We start from the raw sequence: 16,029 nt of genomic DNA on the forward strand, positions 1-16,029 counted from the left end.
ATGTTATCTCAAACAATTGTGAACTGCGCGATTATTTTCCCGAGGAGCTTAAATCGAGTTCTAATTGCTCTAATGACTTACCCTTTGTCTCAGGCAAATAACGCCATACCAAGGCTAGCGACACAATAGCAAAGATGCCATAAATCGCGAACGTCGGCGCAGCACCATAGTTGGCTAATTCCCACGGGAATATAAGCTGCACTAAGAAACTCACCGCATTGTTGACCACAGTAACCACGGATATAGCCACAGCGCGTACTTCGTTAGGGAAAATTTCCGAAAACATCACCCACATCACAGGCCCAAGCGATACCGCAAATGCAGCGACGAACAAGGTAATGCCCACCAGCACAAGCGTCGCGTTCATGGCAATGGCCTTAGCCATAATGGCTCCTTGATTGGCAGCTGCATCCTCGCCTAAAGATTCTTGTAGTGCGCCTTTAAATGCCACATCGTTGTCGTATGTTTTGCCAATCATCGGGGTCAGGCGCTGCATCACAGAATCAGGAAGTTGTTCTGACAACTGTGCGACCGCTTGTGGTTTTATTTGGTAGGTTGCTTGATTAAAGCCCCAACTACACAGCGCCATGCTAATGGCAATGCCCGTTAAACCGAACAACAACAGAGGCTTGCGGCCATAGCGGTCGATGGTCAGCATAGCTACAATAGTGAAAATTACGTTCACAACGCCAATCCATACTGCCTGCGCGAACGCCGTATTTGTGCCAACACCGCTTTGTTCAAAGATGGTCGGTGCGTAGAAGAAAATAACATTGATGCCAGTGATTTGCTGGGCGATTGCTATTAACAAACCAATCATTAACGCAAAGCGGACTTTAGTTCCAAACACTGTTTTAATACGCTGCATCAGTGGCGGCACTTTGCTTTGCAGTGATGCACGCATAGTACGTAATTGCTGCTCGATTTGTTCTGCCGAGAATAGTTTTGACGCAACCGACTCAGCTTCTGCGTCCAATCGCTGCATCAACAACCAACGCGGGCTACGAGGGATCACAAATAGCAATAGCAGCCAACATAATGCAGGGATGAGTTCCAAGCCAAGCATCCAACGCCAAAGGTGCTCACCTAAGGCGATACTTTGTACCCACTCGGCGTCGCTTTGTGCCCACTGTAATAGGCAATAGTTACTGAAATACGACACCGAGAATCCAAGCACAATATTGAGTTGGTTAATAGAAACGAGTTTGCCACGGTGCTCAGGAAGGCTGATCTCAGCGATGTACATGGGCGCAACCATGAGCGAGCAAAATGCCATGCCACCAATGAAACGGGCGATCACTAGCATCCAGTAGCCTTGCGCTAAGGCCGATGCTGCGGCGGAAATAACAAATAGCGCGGCGATGCCGATTAAAGTTTTACGCCGACCGATGGCATCACTCACTACACCTGCAAACAGCGTTGCCAGAAGACCACCGAGTGTGGGTGAACTCACTACAAAACCTTGCTGCCAACTGGTTAATTGGTATTGCTCAGAGATAAAACCGATAGCCCCCGAAATAACGGATGCATCAAAACCAAAGATGAATCCCCCCAACGAGACAACTAGGGTGTAAAACAGCGCTGGCGGGATCAGTTTATTCATTTAATTTCCATCAATGAGTCGCGCACCACCAATTTGGGTGCAAATAAGTTAGTGTGCGCGGAGGTTTTCTTTTGTTTGTATACGTGTTCAAGTACCCAATGAGCCGCTTCATTACCCATTTTTTGAATCGGGTTATCTATGGTTGTCAGCTTCGGATACAGATAACGTGCGAATAACACATCATCGAATCCCACAACGGAAAGTTGCTCTGGGATTAACACACCTTGTTCACGAGCAGCGGTCATAGCACCCGATGCCATTTCATCGTTAGCGCAAACCAAAGCGGTAAAAGGCTGATTCACGGCGACAAGATCTAAATAACCTTGCGCGCCTTCATCTTCATGGAAGCCACCTTCAACCATCAACTGCGGGTTAAACTTAATCCCCGCTTCGCTTAATGCACGTTTATGGCCCTGCAGACGCTCGGTTGCATCTTGTTTAAATAGTGGGCCACTAATGTAAGCGATGGACGTATGTCCGGCATCAATCGCAGCCTTTGTCGCCAAATATCCACCGAGCTCGTTGTCGGTGTAAAAGCAATGTTCAGCCATTTCTTCGATACGGCGGTTGATTAAAACAACTTCCACATCACGTTTGCTAAGTTCCAACAGATATTCATCGCTCACTGCTTCTGCATGCAAAATCAGCGCATCGCAGCGTCTATCCAATAAAAACTCAATAGCGTCTTTTTCTTGCTGCTCATCGCTGTGACCTGCGGTAATAATGACGTGTTTACCTGCGTTGCGCAGTACATCTTCCACTGTGCTCATCATGTTGCCAAAGAACGAACCGTGTAGTGCAGATACCAATAAACCCACACTGTTACTGCGATTTGAGGCAAGAGATTGGGCAATAGAATTGGGCTTATAGCCAAGCTCGTCCATAGCTTTGAGCACTTTATCGCGGGTGCGATCACTCACCCTCGCATTACCGTTCATTACACGAGAAACGGTAGCGAGTGAAACACCTGCAGCTTTTGAAACTTCGTAGATGGTTGCCATTATTGTTCTTGATAACTTCCTGATAGGCTAACGCTAATACAAACGGCTAATAGAGTCTATTGTTTAACAATGCTTTATACGCCAAAGCGCTGTGTTTCAGCGTGCGCTTTTGGGACGCATAATCGACATACACAATGCCAAATCGTTTGCTGTAACCAAGCGCCCATTCAAAGTTGTCCATTAAGCTCCAAGCAAAATAACCACGAATATCTACGCCCTGCTCAATAGCGCTGTTGACTGCGCGCAAATGACTATTGAAATAATCGATTCGAGGCTTATCAACCACTTCGCCATCAACAAGGTGATCATCAAAGGCTGCACCGTTTTCCGTGATGTACATTGGCGGTAAGTCATAACGCTCATGCAACTCAACAAGTAACTTGGTAAAGGCCAAAGGCACGATTTCCCAGCCCATCGCCGTTAAATCTTCTCCGTAAGGGGGAACTTGCTCAAACCAACCCTGCCCGTCGCTTTTGTAAACAGCGCGGGTGTAATAATTCACACCAATAAAATCATTTTTTTGCGCGATGATATCCATATCGCCCTGAGCGATATGGGGCTGCGCATCAGCACTAATTTGCGCCATCACATTCGGATAGGTGCCTTCAAGGAGCGGCTGAATGTACCAATGGTTGTGATATTCATCGCCCATACGCGCAGCGTCGATGTCTTCTTGAGAATCAGTGGCACTGTAGGCGGTAGAAAAGTTCAGGACAATGCCGCACATGCTGTTTGGCACGTTCTTTCTTAACACCTTCATCGCCAAACCGTGGGCTAGCAACAAATGGTGCGCGGCTTGTCGACCATAAGCTTGGCCCACTTTTCCTGGCGCGTGAATACCTTCTTCATAACCTAGGTACGCTGAGCAAAATGGCTCGTTGAGTGTGGCGTAAGAGTATACGTCTTCACCTAATGCCTTAGAAACAGCATCGGCATATTGAGCAAAGGCGTGCGCGGTATCACGGTTAAGCCATCCCCCTTGATCTTCAAGGTATTGCGGCAGATCCCAATGATACAGAGTGACAAACACCTTAATGCCTTTAGCGTTGAGGGCTGCAGTCAAGTTTTGGTAGAAGGCCAACCCCTGCGTGTTCACGGAGCCATCTTCATTCATGACTCTGCCCCATGCGATAGACAAGCGGTAGGCGTCTACTCCTAAACCTGCAATCATTTCCACATCTTGTTGCCACAACTTCACATGCTCACATGCAACATCTCCGTTGGTGTTATCCGCAATGGTGTTTGGCTGTGCACAGAAGGTATCCCATATACAAGGGATACGGGTATCAATTGCACCTTCAATTTGAAAGGACGAAGTTGCCACACCATAGATAAAATCGCGGCGTAGCATTGCTGACTCATCTGGCAAGCTGATTGTAGGCATCAAAGTATCAGATCCATTTTTTTGATCCCATATTTGGGATTTTTTATTTGAATTCGTATGCGCTTTCTGCAATTATCAAAATAAATGTAAGCGCTTTCATGATTAAATGTAAGCGCTTTCCTTCAAAAGATCAACAGGAGAACGCAGTGGCCATTTCATTACAGCAACAACCTGCGCAAGAACAGAGCGCGAGCGGCGGCGGTTCGTACCGGTTCGCACTTGTGGCACTCACGTCACTTTTTTTCATGTGGGGATTCATCACATGTCTTAACGACATACTGATCCCCTATCTAAAAGGGGCCTTTGAACTTAACTACACCCAAGCTATGTTGGTGCAGTTCTGTTTCTTCATTGCTTATTTCATGGTCTCTTTGCCAGCGGGTAAACTCGTAGGGCGCATAGGTTATCAACGCGGAATTGTTGTTGGACTTGTGGTGGCCAGCTTAGGCTGCATACTGTTTTATCCAGCAGCAAGCGCAGGTATTTATGCATTGTTTTTGATTGCGTTGTTTGTACTGGCATCGGGTATTACCATATTGCAAGTTGCAGCTAACCCGTATGTGAGCGCATTAGGTCCGGCTGAAACAGCTCCTTCACGTTTAACCATGACGCAAGCATTTAACTCGTTCGGCACCACTGTCGCGCCGTTCTTCGGCTCCATTCTTATCTTTACCGAAGGCGCAGAAGTGATCAAAGGCGACGCTTCAGCAACCCAAGGGCCTTACCTTATGCTTGCTGGGGCATTGCTGATATTGGCAGGCATTTTCGCCAAACTAGCACTGCCTCGAATCACCAGCCAAACGGGTGAAGATACCGCAGACACCCGAGGCTCTGCATGGCAATACAGTCACTTAACCCTTGGCGCACTCGGCATCTTTATGTATGTGGGCGCTGAAGTTGCCATTGGCAGCACTATCGTCAACTTCTTTACTCTTGATAGCATTGCTGGAATGCATGAAGGCGAAGCAGCTAAATACCTAACCTATTATTGGGGCGGCGCCATGGTGGGTCGTTTTATTGGCGCAGCTGTGATGCAAAAAATTTCGGGACGTACCGTACTTGCGTTCAACGCCATCAGTGCCATTGTGTTAATCCTTATTGCTGTATTTTTTGATGGTATGCTGGCGATGTGGGCCATTTTGCTTGTGGGCTTGTGTAACTCTGTGATGTTCCCAACCATTTTCAGCTTAGCATTGAACGGCTTGGGTAAGCATACTGCGCAAGGTTCCGGAATTTTATGCTTGGCGATTGTAGGGGGGGCTATTGTGCCACTACTACAGGGCATGTTGGCAGACGGCATCGGCTTACAACTGTCATTTTTATTACCAGCGCTTTGTTATGTGTATATCGCCTTTTACGGCATCAAGGGTGCTAAACCTCACGTTATCGAATCAGGAAAATAACAATGAAACGTACTTTAAGTTCTGTTGCGGTGAGTCTTGCTGTATTGGTTAACGCCGGTTGCTCACAAGAGCAAAAGCAGCAAGAAAACACGCAAATTGAAACTCAAACTGAAACTTCACAACAGCTTTGGCCAAAAATTAATAACCAAGTGGCTAAGTTGAATGACGTGGAAGAGCGTGTTAGCGAGATCATGGCAACCATGACGCTAGAGCAAAAAATTGCGCAAATGATCCAACCGGAAATTCGCGATATAACCGTTGAAGATATGCGCAAATACGGCTTTGGTTCATACCTCAACGGCGGTGGTGCATTTCCTAACAACGATAAACACGCCAAGGTCGAAGACTGGGTCGCCCTCGCTGAGAAAATGTATCAGGCCTCAATTGATGATTCACTTGATGGCAGTACCATCCCAACTATGTGGGGTACCGATGCCGTACATGGCCACAACAATGTTATCGGCGCCACACTATTTCCTCACAATATTGGTCTAGGCGCAGCAAACAACCCTGAGCTTATTGAAAAAATAGCCAAGGTTACTGCAACAGAAGTGCTGGCGACCGGTATAGACTGGATTTTTGCGCCAACGGTGGCAGCCGTGCGCGATGATCGCTGGGGTCGAACTTATGAAGGTTATTCAGAAGATCCGGAGATCATCAAAGCTTACTCCCACGCTATCGTGACAGGTTTGCAAGGTGAACCCGGTGAAGGCTTCCTTGGTCAAGGCAATGTGATCAGCACTGTGAAACACTTTGTGGGAGACGGCGGCACAGTAGGCGGTGATGACCAAGGCGATAACGTCAGTTCAGAAGAGGAGCTCTACAAGATCCACGCTCAAGGATACGTAGGTGGCCTCAATGCAGGCGCTCAATCTGTAATGGCTTCATTCAATAGCTGGCATGGTGAAAAAATTCATGGCAACAAGTACTTACTTAACGATGTACTCAAAGATCGTATGGGCTTTGACGGCTTCGTAGTGGGTGATTGGAACGGCCATGGTCAGGTAGCCGGTTGCACCAACGCCAGCTGCCCACAGTCAATTAACGCTGGCTTAGACATTTTTATGGTACCCGGTGATTGGAAAGCCCTGTATGACAACACGCTTGCACAGGTGCAAAGTGGTGAAATTCCACAAAGTCGAATTGATGATGCAGTACGCAGAATATTGCGTGTAAAAGTTCGTGCCGGTTTGTTTGAAAAGCCAAGCCCAGCACAACGTTTGTACGCAGCAAAAAGCGAGCTAATTGGTAAGCAAGAACACCGCGAAGTCGCGCGCCAAGCAGTGCGCGAGTCGTTAGTGCTGCTCAAAAATAATGAGCAAATTTTGCCTTTAAAACCAAACACCAAGGTTTTAGTTACAGGTGACGCTGCCAACAACATCGGTAAGCAATCCGGTGGTTGGACGATTACATGGCAAGGTACCAACAACGAAAATGCGGACTTCCCAGGCGGCACTTCTATTTGGGATGGCATTTCGGCTCAGGTTGAAGCCGCTGGCGGCAAAGCCGAATTGAGCGAAGATGGCAGTTTTGAGCAAAAACCCGATGTCGCCATTGTCGTATTCGGTGAAGAGCCTTACGCAGAGGGCCATGGTGACCGTGCCAATCTTGAATACCAAGCTAGCGACAAACGCGACCTTGCGTTGCTCAAGCAACTTAAAGAACAAGGTATTCCAGTCGTTGCCGTATTCATCAGTGGTCGTCCAATGTGGGTGAATCCTGAATTGAATGCCTCAGATGCCTTCGTAGCGGCATGGTTACCTGGTTCTGAAGGGTTAGCTGTAGCAGATGTATTATTCACAGATGCAGAGGGCGAAGTGCAACATGACTTCACCGGTCGTTTAAGCTATTCATGGCCAAAAACACCAACACAAATCGTAAATCGCGGTGATGACAATTACGATCCCCTACTCCCTTATGGCTTTGGCCTAAGTTATGGCGATCAAAGCACATTAAGCAACGAACTGGACGAGCAAGCTTCAAGTGCGAACTCACAGCAATCGAGTGTTGCTCTATTCACTGGCACAGTGCAAAAGCCGTGGCAAATGTGGCTTTACTCTGGTGATGAAAGCTTCACTGTCAGTGCCAATACTCATGAAGTAGGCGCGCTTTTCTACCGCACTATCGATAAGGTAGTTCAAGAAGATGCGCGCAAATTACGCTTTGATGGGAGCGCAAATGCGGGGATTCGCCTAGCGAGTAAGAGCTTCTTCAGAGAAGACCTGCGCGCTAAATTAGGCACCGATGTGCAATTAAGCCTCAACATTAATTTGGCGCAAGCACCGACTGACGCAGTGTATCTAACGCTAAATTGTGAGAGTGAAGGCGATGTGGCTGGTTCTTGTGTGGCGAAAGTAGGCATCAGCGAGCAACTAAAAGCGATGGAACTAAACACTTGGCAAGCGCTAAGCGTTGACCTCAATTGCTTCGCAGCGCAAGGCTTCAAACTGCAAAGCACGGTGGTTCCTTTTGAGTTGAGTACATCAGGCAAGCTCGATATCAGTATCGCCGACATCAACTTAGAGAAAAAGCCAGAGCAAGGCTCACAGCTAAGTTGTCATTAATCCAACTTGTTTTATCCTCCCAAAAGCGGCCTTAGGCCGCTTTTTTTTGCTATGGGAACACCACTTCAAATTGCTCGCATACGATTGGCATGTCTGCACATGGAGCAAAGCCTGTATCAGCTAATTCTCGATGATAATACGGCCAATGCACTTTCTGCCAATAGGCTAAGCTCCTATCACCTTCGCCTTCAATAAATGCATATTGCTCGGTAATTTGATTGTATGGAACGACATCAACCGCCACCGTTTTGATAATACACACCGCCTCTCCCGCAAAGTTGGTCACCACATTGAGATCACCTATTTGTGGAAGCGCTGTGTTTGTTGCTTCATACCACCAAAGCGAAGGAGACGTCGCACGTTTAATACCCGCCAGCACCAGTTGTGCACATTCGTCTGCATCATCTTGGTTATCACAAAAATGCCAGCTTTCTATCGCTGTTTGAGGTTGCCCAATTTTGTCGAAATAGGCAGTGACCATTTGATCTACGCACACACTCATATTGTGGTTCCTTTCTAATCAATCCCTAGCTACCAATGTTAAAGCGCATACCAATGCATGGGTTCTCTGCCGCTCCTTGCCTCTGCTCACTGTTTTTTTAGATATTTTATGTCTCTTAGACATTTCGGCGACATTTTAGTCACATTCGCTTTGCTAGCCTCAACGTGTTTCATCAAATTACCTAATTTTTTGGAGACGGGCAAAATGAGAACACAATTTATACAGGCAGTATGGTTAAAGATAACAAGGTGCGTGCAATTGGGCTCAATATCCATGCTCGCGCTTTGGGCGCTACTGATAAGCTTTCCACAGTTTATCTACGCGGCCGAAGCACCCGGCGCACTGACCATTTTAACGAAAGACCAGAGTTCAGATAGACCCCTTGCGAGTGTGCAGATCACCCTCAAGGAGCGAGAAACATCCAAAACCCAAACGTTTGCAACCGATGAACAAGGCCGCATAGTCATTGAGTCACTCGACCCAGGGCTCTACTCTGTAAGCCTAACAAAAGATGGCTTTGCTTCATTGTATGAACCGAGCTTACGAGTAATCACACGTAAAAATATCAAGGTCGCTTTTAAACTTACAGAGCAACCCATCGAGGTAATCGAAGTGCAAGCGCAACGAGGTTACACATCTTCCGCTGGGTCTAACACCTACCTCGACAGAGAAGCGCTACGAAGTGCGGTAGGAGGTGGCGCGGATCCGTTGTTGTCCCTTGATGGCTTGCCGGGGTTAGCCTCTGCCAGTGAATTCGCAAGCTTCAGCGTGCGAGGCAGAGGTCCCAGAGATAATTTGTTACTCGTCGATGAGTTCCCGTTTGATAAAGCCGTGCACTTTGATGCCACATTAGGGGAAGAAGAAGATGTTGGTGGCGGCGGCCGCTTTTCTATATTTGCACCCAATGTTATTGCAGGTGCTGATTTCTCACCTGGTGGTTGGGAGCCTGCATATGGAGGTCGAGCGGCGTCGCTACTAAAACTGGAGGTCGCTGACGGAAATCCAAGTCCATCTGCAAGCTTTCGTTACGACCTTGCCGGCTATGAAGTGGGATACGATGGACCTGTTGGCATCACTGATGAAGCTACCATGCTTGTTTCAGCAAGACGACTAGACTTCGGTCAATTGTTTGAAACTATCGAAGAGCTAGACATAGGCGAGCCAGTTTTGAGGGATGTGCTGGTCAAATCTGTCATTCCTATCAATCTTGAACACACCCTTGAAGTGCTGCTAATTGATACTCATGAGGACTACAGCCGAGACGTGACGCACGTGTTTGCATCACCTAATTTTGAAGATGCTTCACTGCAAAACTCCGAGCAAGACAGCGATTTATATGGCTTAACACTGCGCTCGCTAGTAAGCGACAAGGCCGTTTGGACCAACAAAATATACTACCGTAAAAGTGACAAACTGAGTTCCGAGGGCGAAGCCTTTCCAGACCAAGTGCCTGTGGGGACACCGGCAGAAGATATTCCGGTGAGAGAAAATATTATAACCATAGGTGAGAAGGAAACTGAGTACGGTTGGCGAAGCGATTTTGAAACAACAAACAAATGGGGAAAGCTCAGTACTGGTGTGCGACTTACTCAAGTTGAATTGGATTACAACACGGTTTTAGATGGTGAGTGGATCCGCTTTGTCTACGATGAAGATGATTTTCGGCCTGACCCCGGACAACAGTTTATTGTCCTGACGCCAGATAACATCAACTCCTCAATCAAGCAAAAAGAAACGAGCTATGTGGGTTACCTTAATCAAGTGTTTGAATTCAACAAGTGGGATGTTGGCGCGGGTATCCGATTTGAACATGACGGTTTTGCTGACGAAAATGTAGCGTCGCCGCGTTTCAGTGTTAACTGTCGACCAAATAATACAATCCGCTATTTCGCAACTGCGGGGGTATTTCATCAGTCACCTAGGTACTTAGATCTCGCTGCTAACGAATCCAATGATCTCAAGACTGAAAAAATAACCCATGGTAGCATTGGCTTAAAATATTTCCCGAGCAACAATTGGTCGTTATTAACGGAAGCCTACTATCAAAACCTTGACGACTTGGTGGTAGACCTTGACCGCACAAGTGGCACCTACGCCAACATAGGTGAAGGCAGCTCATACGGTATCGATTTTGTGCTCAATGGAACAATTTTCGAAGGGCTTTATACGTCAGCAACCTACTCTTACAACGATGCGGTTGTTGATAGAAAAGACGGCCAAGGTGAAGTTGCTGCTCAGTTTAGTCGCGAGCATGTCGCAACGCTGGGTCTGACATGGGAAATAAACGACCGCTGGAAGGTCGCTGGGCGCTACAAATATCTTTCTGGGCGACCTGACGACGAGTTTATTATTCATGAAGATGTGTTAGGGCCTGGGCAACCATTGCGCTACTCTAAGGAAATTACGCAGCGCAACGTCGGTCGTAAAAGCGGTTCTGGTCTATTAAATGTCCGTGTTGATTACCGCCGAGCGTTCGGCCCAGTTGATGTCACAGCCTTTCTTGATGTCATCAATATTACTGAAGCATCATCTAGCGATGATACCGATTTTGATTACCGTCGAGGTGTCGAAGTAATAGACAGCGGCGAGGCTGAGCCACTGATTGGTTTGCGATTGGATTACGCCTGGTAAGGGGAACAAAGTATGATACCTGCGTTTGGCGCAGCGGCCATTAGAGTGTTGATTGTTGAAGACAATCGTGACATTTGCGCCAACATTGCTGCCTATCTGGAAAATCATCACTATGTGTTAGATTTTGCCTACGACGGTATTAGTGCGATGCACTTGGCATTGACGAATCCCTATGATGTCATTGTGCTGGATTTAATGCTTCCAGGGATGGATGGATTAAGTTTGTGCCAAAAACTGCGTGCCGATGCCAAGGTAGATATCCCCGTATTGATGCTAACAGCAAGAGACACTCTCGATGACAAACTTAAAGGCTTTGCCGTGGGTGCCGATGATTATTTGGTGAAGCCTTTCGCGTTGCAGGAGTTACATGCCAGAGTGCAAGCACTTTACAAACGTAGCCATGGAAAATCAGATAGGTTGTTGGCTGTGGGTGACTTGGTTCTGAATAGGTCAACCTTGCAAGTGCATCGCGCTGGACGGCACATTGCGCTCAACCCTGCTTGTATGAAAATACTTGAACGTTTAATGGCGGAATCGCCTGCAGTCGTGACCCGCGAAACACTCGAAGCGCTATTGTGGGCTGATGAGCGCCCTGATGGTGATGCTTTGCGCTCGCACATGTACAAACTGCGCCAAGCGATCGATAGGCAATTTGAGCGCCCTCTACTGCATACTGTGCACCGAGTAGGCTACCGCATTGCAGAGGATGTTTAGTCATGTATCGACTCAGCTTACGTAAGCGCGTCGCCATAGCCTTTGCGATGTGTGTTGGCATACTCAGTGTGCTTTGGGGATTTGCGTTTTTCGCAGCAATAAAGCTCAGCGAAGACCGTGTGCTCACGAGCCAACTTCAATATGCAGCTGATAACTATCCCTCAATCGCGCTTAACCTCACGGGTTATGAAGACGCTAGCAGCTTGCCTGAATCTCTCCAAGAGTGGGCAAAGACACCACCACGCCCTGGTATTTACGAATTCGAAAGTGAAGAGTTGCATGTTGCAGTCATCTCTAAGGATGAGGGGCAATATGCGTTTGTGGTGTTTGATGTAGCAGGTGTTGAGGCTGCGTCACATGAGGATTGGTGGTGGTTGCTAGTGATCACGGGTGTGGTCGGCACTTTAGGCGTTCTTGGTTTTTTACTGGGTGTTGTGGTTATGCGCAGGGCAGTTCACCCCGTTATACAACTAGCTAAAGCAGTAGCTAACATAGACCCTGAACGACTCTCAGCGGATGACCTTAAAAGGATTGAAGCGTGCAGACTTGGCGATGATGAGGTTGGTTTACTTGCCAAAACGATAGAAAAGGCGCTTGAGCGTATCAGCGCCTTTGTTGAACGGGAGCGCTACTTCACCAGTTCAGCAAGCCATGAACTACGCACGCCGATAACGGTCATTACTGGCGCGGTTGAATTACTAGAGCAAAGCAAGATGTCGGTCGCGGATGGTAAGGCGTTAGACAGAGTCAAGCGAGCAACCCTTGATATGAAAACCATCATTGAGATGTTCTTATGTCTTGCACGCGAAGTGGATGATGGCCAATATGACGAGAGCTTCGCAGTGATACCGCTGTTAAACAAAGCACTGGATCAACAAGGGTACCTGCTTAACGGGAAGTCAATTGACATTGAAATCAACGATGATGTGGCCCCGACGGTCTGCGGACATCCACAGGCATTTTTCATAGCGGTTAATAACCTAGTGCGCAACGCGTTCGAGCACACGCTTACAGGACAAGGCCCTATTGCCATTGTACTCAAAGACCATGAACTCTCGATAACGAATCACGTCAATAATGACTCTGATGTGCAAGCAAACGCAGCTTCAGCGTCTCAAGGTTATGGCTTAGGATTGGGCATTGTACAACGTCTATGTGAGCGTAACGGTTGGTCATTCACACTTAATAGAGATGGCGCTCACATAGTCGCCAGCCTTTCATGGTCATAAGCAACGGGTAACCAACGACTGTGCCACCATCCAGCACTGTCTATATCACTTTAAACGATAGACATTAGCTACCTCCCCTACAGGTTGATTTCGCAATAACATCTCTTAATCATTTCCTATACTACACTTAAGAAAATTCGCTAAGACAATATGTTATATGACATTTATAGTGAGGGAACATCATGAATAATTTAATAAATGCGTCATTGGTCGTGCTTGCGTGTAGCTTCTTTTCTCAATCAGTGATGGCTCAAGAGGAGCGGTCAGTTTTAGTTCCTTTACCCTCTTTTGAAGACTTTACTGAAGGGCATGATGGATGGGCGTTCGGGTTAGGATTGGGCATTGAGTACGAATCAGCTTATGAAGGTTCTGACGAGTTTGAGCTCGAATTGGACCCTGTTGGCGCAGTACAGTGGCGCAAGGGCGATAACATTTTCTTCTGGGCAGGCGAAGCCATAGGTTGGCGAGGTCTTCGTTCTAAAACATGGCTGTTCGAAGTTGCTCTGGCCTTCGAGGAAGGGCGTGAAGAAAGTGATTCAGATGATGGCCATTTAGATGGTCTCGGGGAAGGTGAAGAAGGCGCTGAATTAGTACTGCAATTACGCCATGCCTTTGACGATGATTGGCGCTACTGGTTCGATGGCCGAGTTACGGCGGGAGAAAACGGCAACATCGGTTTATTAGGTTTTGGCCGACGTTTTGGTGATCAAAGTGATGGCAGCGGCCATGAGCTCTCTGTGGCCGTGGTATTTCATGATAGCGAATATGCAAATACTGATTTTGGTATAGATATGCGTCAAGCGGCTGCTTCAGGATTACAAGAAACCGATTTAGGCGGTGGCCTGCGCTCTGTGGGGGTCAATTATCATTATCGCCATTACATTAATGACCATTGGGAAGTCTTCGCTGAAGCACTGTATGAAGGTTATTTTGGCGACATCAAGGATAGCCCCATCACTCGTAACAATTATGAAGCTGAGGTAGGCGGTGGATTTGTATATGTATTTTAACTCTGCCTTGTAGTTAAACGCTTCTGTCTGTTGCGTTGCCACCAAAAGAGGCGGGGTTAACAATGACAGAAGCGGTCACAAAAATCAGCGCTAACAGAACATATCCAAGGGGAATGAGTTTGTAATTCGTTGGTTTTAAGGAAACAACATATAACTTTAATTCCTTTCACGGTTCAGGCTAAGTTTTCAATTTAGGCACTAAATACATGCAATTATCTGCATAAGCATGCTATGGTGACAAAGTCCTTAGTCTAAATAACAACAAATTTGAGGTCATTATGGGTAAAATTATCGGTATCATTCTAATCGTTGTGGGTGTTGCGTTAGTCGCATGGGGTTACAACGTGTATGACGCAGTTGAAGCGCAACTCACTCGTTCAATCAATGGCGAAACGCCGATTGAAGCGTGGATTGGCATGGTTGGCGGTGCAATTTGTGTGGCCATCGGTGTATTCAAACTCAAGTAATTAACTGATTTACTCATAAAAAAGCCCGCTCTAGCGGGCTTTTTTATTGCTGTTAACGTGACAGGTTATTTTACATAAACCTTAAAACCCCATGCCGGCAAGGTTAACGCCGACTCTGCTGTAAACACAGCGCTGCCATCAGTTAACGCTTCTTTGTATTCTCCTTGGAATAAGGGCTCTTTAAACGTTACGGTTTGCTCGGTGGCTGATAAGTTAAACACCGCAAATACTTTGTCGTCGCCTTTAGCGCGCACAAAGCTCAACACTTCTTTTGGTGAAGAGTTAGGCACATGCACCATGCGCCCACCAAATTGGCCATTCCATAACGCTTCATTATCATGCTTCAATGCAAACAAAGATTGATACAAGTCGCCAATCGGATGAGGCTGCCAATCAATTGGGTCGCGCTCAAAAAAGGCCAGCCTGCGGTTATTACCTGCCTCTTGGCCGTTGTAAATCATCGGGAAGCCCTCGCCCACAATCGACAACGCAATCACTGCCTCGAGCGCATCACCGTAGTTTTCAAACATGGTGCCTTCCCACGCATTGGTATCGTGATTGGCAACCCCTACTAAACGGTAGGCTTGTTCAGGAAAGGCGCTTTCATTCCAAGAGTAATAAACAAACAAGGCGCTGACATCCGCGTGTCCGTTAATAATCTTATGCATTTTCTCCGACCAAGACCATGCGTACGTCATATCGAATGCGTGTGCATGTAGATCCCGAGATTCCCACTCCGCGAGCATCAATACAGGCTTAATTTCATCGAGTTCACGGCGCACGTTGTTCCAAAAATCCACTGGCACAAAACCCGCTACATCACAACGATAACCATCCACGCCCACTTCTTTTACCCAGTACTTCATTGACTCGGTCATGTACTCACGCAGTTCAGGCTTTGAATAATCGAGGTCAATAATGTCAGACCAATCCCACCAAGGGGTCGGGCGGAAGTTACCTTGATAATCTCGCTCGTACCAATCTGGGTGCTCAAAACGCAGCCAGTTATCCCATGCTGTGTGATTCGCAACCCAATCCAAGATCACGTACATGCCCATGTCATGCGCTTCATCTACAAACGCTTTTAAATCAGCTAACGTGCCTAATTCTGGGTTAACTTTACGGTAATCTTTTACTGAATAAGGGCTGCCTAATGTCCCCTTGCGGTTTTCTTCACCTATCGGGTGGATTGGCATCAACCAAATAATATCAATACCCAGCTCTTTCAATCGCGGTAGCTGCTTTTGTGCTGAGCTAATCGTTCCCTCTGGAGTAAACTGGCGGGTATTAAGCTGGTACATGACCGCATTTTTTGACCACTCGGGGTGTGTGACTTTTACGTAGGGGGTCGGTTCATACTCACTTTTTGCCGTGTTGGTTTGGGCACACGCCACCATCAAACACAGGGCAAAAAAGAGAAAACTATGTCGTAAAAATAAATACATAGACGTCCTTAAACAGTGAACAAAAAATAAGCGTTGATTCGAATATACCCCCCATGATGTAGTGCAACAACAAACT

At 47.1% G+C, this 16,029-nt stretch carries 12 protein-coding genes; 7 read left to right on the forward strand and 5 right to left on the reverse strand.

Annotated features, from left to right (window positions below):
- Positions 1–31: 31 nt before the first annotated feature.
- From V1358_RS09570 to V1358_RS09580, 3 genes are read right to left on the reverse strand one after another with little or no spacing between them, the layout of a single operon-like run.
- A complete protein-coding gene (locus tag V1358_RS09570) occupies positions 32–1,603 on the reverse strand; it encodes a sugar porter family MFS transporter (RefSeq protein WP_347389763.1) in 1,572 nt (523 codons plus the stop codon).
- Positions 1,600–2,604: a LacI family DNA-binding transcriptional regulator gene (locus tag V1358_RS09575; RefSeq protein ID WP_347389764.1), complete on the reverse strand. Its 1,005-nt coding sequence runs from the start codon at positions 2,602–2,604 to the stop codon at positions 1,600–1,602. Before V1358_RS09575 ends, V1358_RS09570 begins: the two co-directional genes overlap by 4 nt.
- Positions 2,605–2,650: 46 nt before the next feature.
- Positions 2,651–3,988, reverse strand: a complete 1,338-nt coding sequence (locus V1358_RS09580) for a GH1 family beta-glucosidase (RefSeq protein ID WP_347393393.1) — start codon at positions 3,986–3,988, stop codon at positions 2,651–2,653.
- Positions 3,989–4,134: 146 nt separating this feature from the next.
- Here V1358_RS09580 and V1358_RS09585 point away from each other — a divergent pair, with 146 nt between their 5' ends.
- A complete protein-coding gene (locus V1358_RS09585; RefSeq protein WP_440589696.1) occupies positions 4,135–5,391 on the forward strand; it encodes a sugar MFS transporter in 1,257 nt (418 codons plus the stop codon).
- 2 nt (positions 5,392–5,393) lie between these two features.
- Complete coding sequence (locus V1358_RS09590; protein ID WP_347393394.1) at positions 5,394–7,955, forward strand: glycoside hydrolase family 3 protein; 2,562 nt, start codon at positions 5,394–5,396, stop codon at positions 7,953–7,955.
- A gap of 49 nt (positions 7,956–8,004) precedes the next feature.
- On the opposite strand, the gene V1358_RS09595 is transcribed toward V1358_RS09590, so the two are convergent.
- Complete coding sequence (locus V1358_RS09595; RefSeq protein WP_347389767.1) at positions 8,005–8,457, reverse strand: ASCH domain-containing protein; 453 nt, start codon at positions 8,455–8,457, stop codon at positions 8,005–8,007.
- 204 nt (positions 8,458–8,661) lie between these two features.
- Here V1358_RS09595 and V1358_RS09600 point away from each other — a divergent pair, with 204 nt between their 5' ends.
- From V1358_RS09600 to V1358_RS09620, 5 genes are all read left to right on the forward strand, one after another.
- On the forward strand, positions 8,662–11,088 hold the full coding sequence (locus V1358_RS09600) for a TonB-dependent receptor (protein WP_347393395.1): 2,427 nt from the start codon (positions 8,662–8,664) through the stop codon (positions 11,086–11,088).
- A gap of 12 nt (positions 11,089–11,100) precedes the next feature.
- A complete protein-coding gene (locus V1358_RS09605; protein ID WP_440589697.1) occupies positions 11,101–11,802 on the forward strand; it encodes a response regulator transcription factor in 702 nt (233 codons plus the stop codon).
- Between the two features lie 2 nt (positions 11,803–11,804).
- Positions 11,805–13,031 carry a sensor histidine kinase gene (locus tag V1358_RS09610; RefSeq protein WP_347393396.1) on the forward strand — a complete coding sequence of 409 codons (1,227 nt, stop codon included), beginning with the start codon at positions 11,805–11,807 and terminating at the stop codon, positions 13,029–13,031.
- A 182-nt stretch (positions 13,032–13,213) separates the two neighbouring features.
- Positions 13,214–14,041 (forward strand): MipA/OmpV family protein, encoded by an 828-nt coding sequence (locus tag V1358_RS09615; protein WP_347389770.1) that lies wholly within the window; start codon positions 13,214–13,216, stop codon positions 14,039–14,041.
- A gap of 275 nt (positions 14,042–14,316) precedes the next feature.
- Entirely contained in the window at positions 14,317–14,508 is a 192-nt protein-coding gene (locus tag V1358_RS09620; protein ID WP_347393487.1) for a DUF3185 family protein, read from the forward strand.
- A gap of 65 nt (positions 14,509–14,573) precedes the next feature.
- Here the strand turns inward: V1358_RS09620 and V1358_RS09625 are convergent, their stop codons facing one another.
- Positions 14,574–15,905, reverse strand: coding sequence for an alpha-amylase family glycosyl hydrolase (locus V1358_RS09625; RefSeq protein ID WP_347393488.1), 1,332 nt, complete (start codon positions 15,903–15,905; stop codon positions 14,574–14,576).
- Positions 15,906–16,029 lie beyond the last annotated feature (124 nt).

Origin of the sequence: Pseudoalteromonas pernae (assembly GCF_039831865.1) — a bacterium.
In the GTDB taxonomy this organism is placed as follows: domain Bacteria; phylum Pseudomonadota; class Gammaproteobacteria; order Enterobacterales; family Alteromonadaceae; genus Pseudoalteromonas; species Pseudoalteromonas pernae.

Coding starts and splice junctions, on each gene's coding strand:
- V1358_RS09570 (WP_347389763.1), bottom strand. CDS start 1,603: ATGAATAAACTGATCCCGCCAGCGCTGTTTTACACCCTAGTTGTCTCG.
- V1358_RS09575 (WP_347389764.1), bottom strand. CDS start 2,604: ATGGCAACCATCTACGAAGTTTCAAAAGCTGCAGGTGTTTCACTCGCT.
- V1358_RS09580 (WP_347393393.1), bottom strand. CDS start 3,988: ATGCCTACAATCAGCTTGCCAGATGAGTCAGCAATGCTACGCCGCGAT.
- V1358_RS09590 (WP_347393394.1), top strand. CDS start 5,394: ATGAAACGTACTTTAAGTTCTGTTGCGGTGAGTCTTGCTGTATTGGTT.
- V1358_RS09595 (WP_347389767.1), bottom strand. CDS start 8,457: ATGAGTGTGTGCGTAGATCAAATGGTCACTGCCTATTTCGACAAAATT.
- V1358_RS09600 (WP_347393395.1), top strand. CDS start 8,662: ATGAGAACACAATTTATACAGGCAGTATGGTTAAAGATAACAAGGTGC.
- V1358_RS09605 (WP_440589697.1), top strand. CDS start 11,101: ATGATACCTGCGTTTGGCGCAGCGGCCATTAGAGTGTTGATTGTTGAA.
- V1358_RS09610 (WP_347393396.1), top strand. CDS start 11,805: ATGTATCGACTCAGCTTACGTAAGCGCGTCGCCATAGCCTTTGCGATG.
- V1358_RS09615 (WP_347389770.1), top strand. CDS start 13,214: ATGAATAATTTAATAAATGCGTCATTGGTCGTGCTTGCGTGTAGCTTC.
- V1358_RS09625 (WP_347393488.1), bottom strand. CDS start 15,905: ATGGTGGCGTGTGCCCAAACCAACACGGCAAAAAGTGAGTATGAACCG.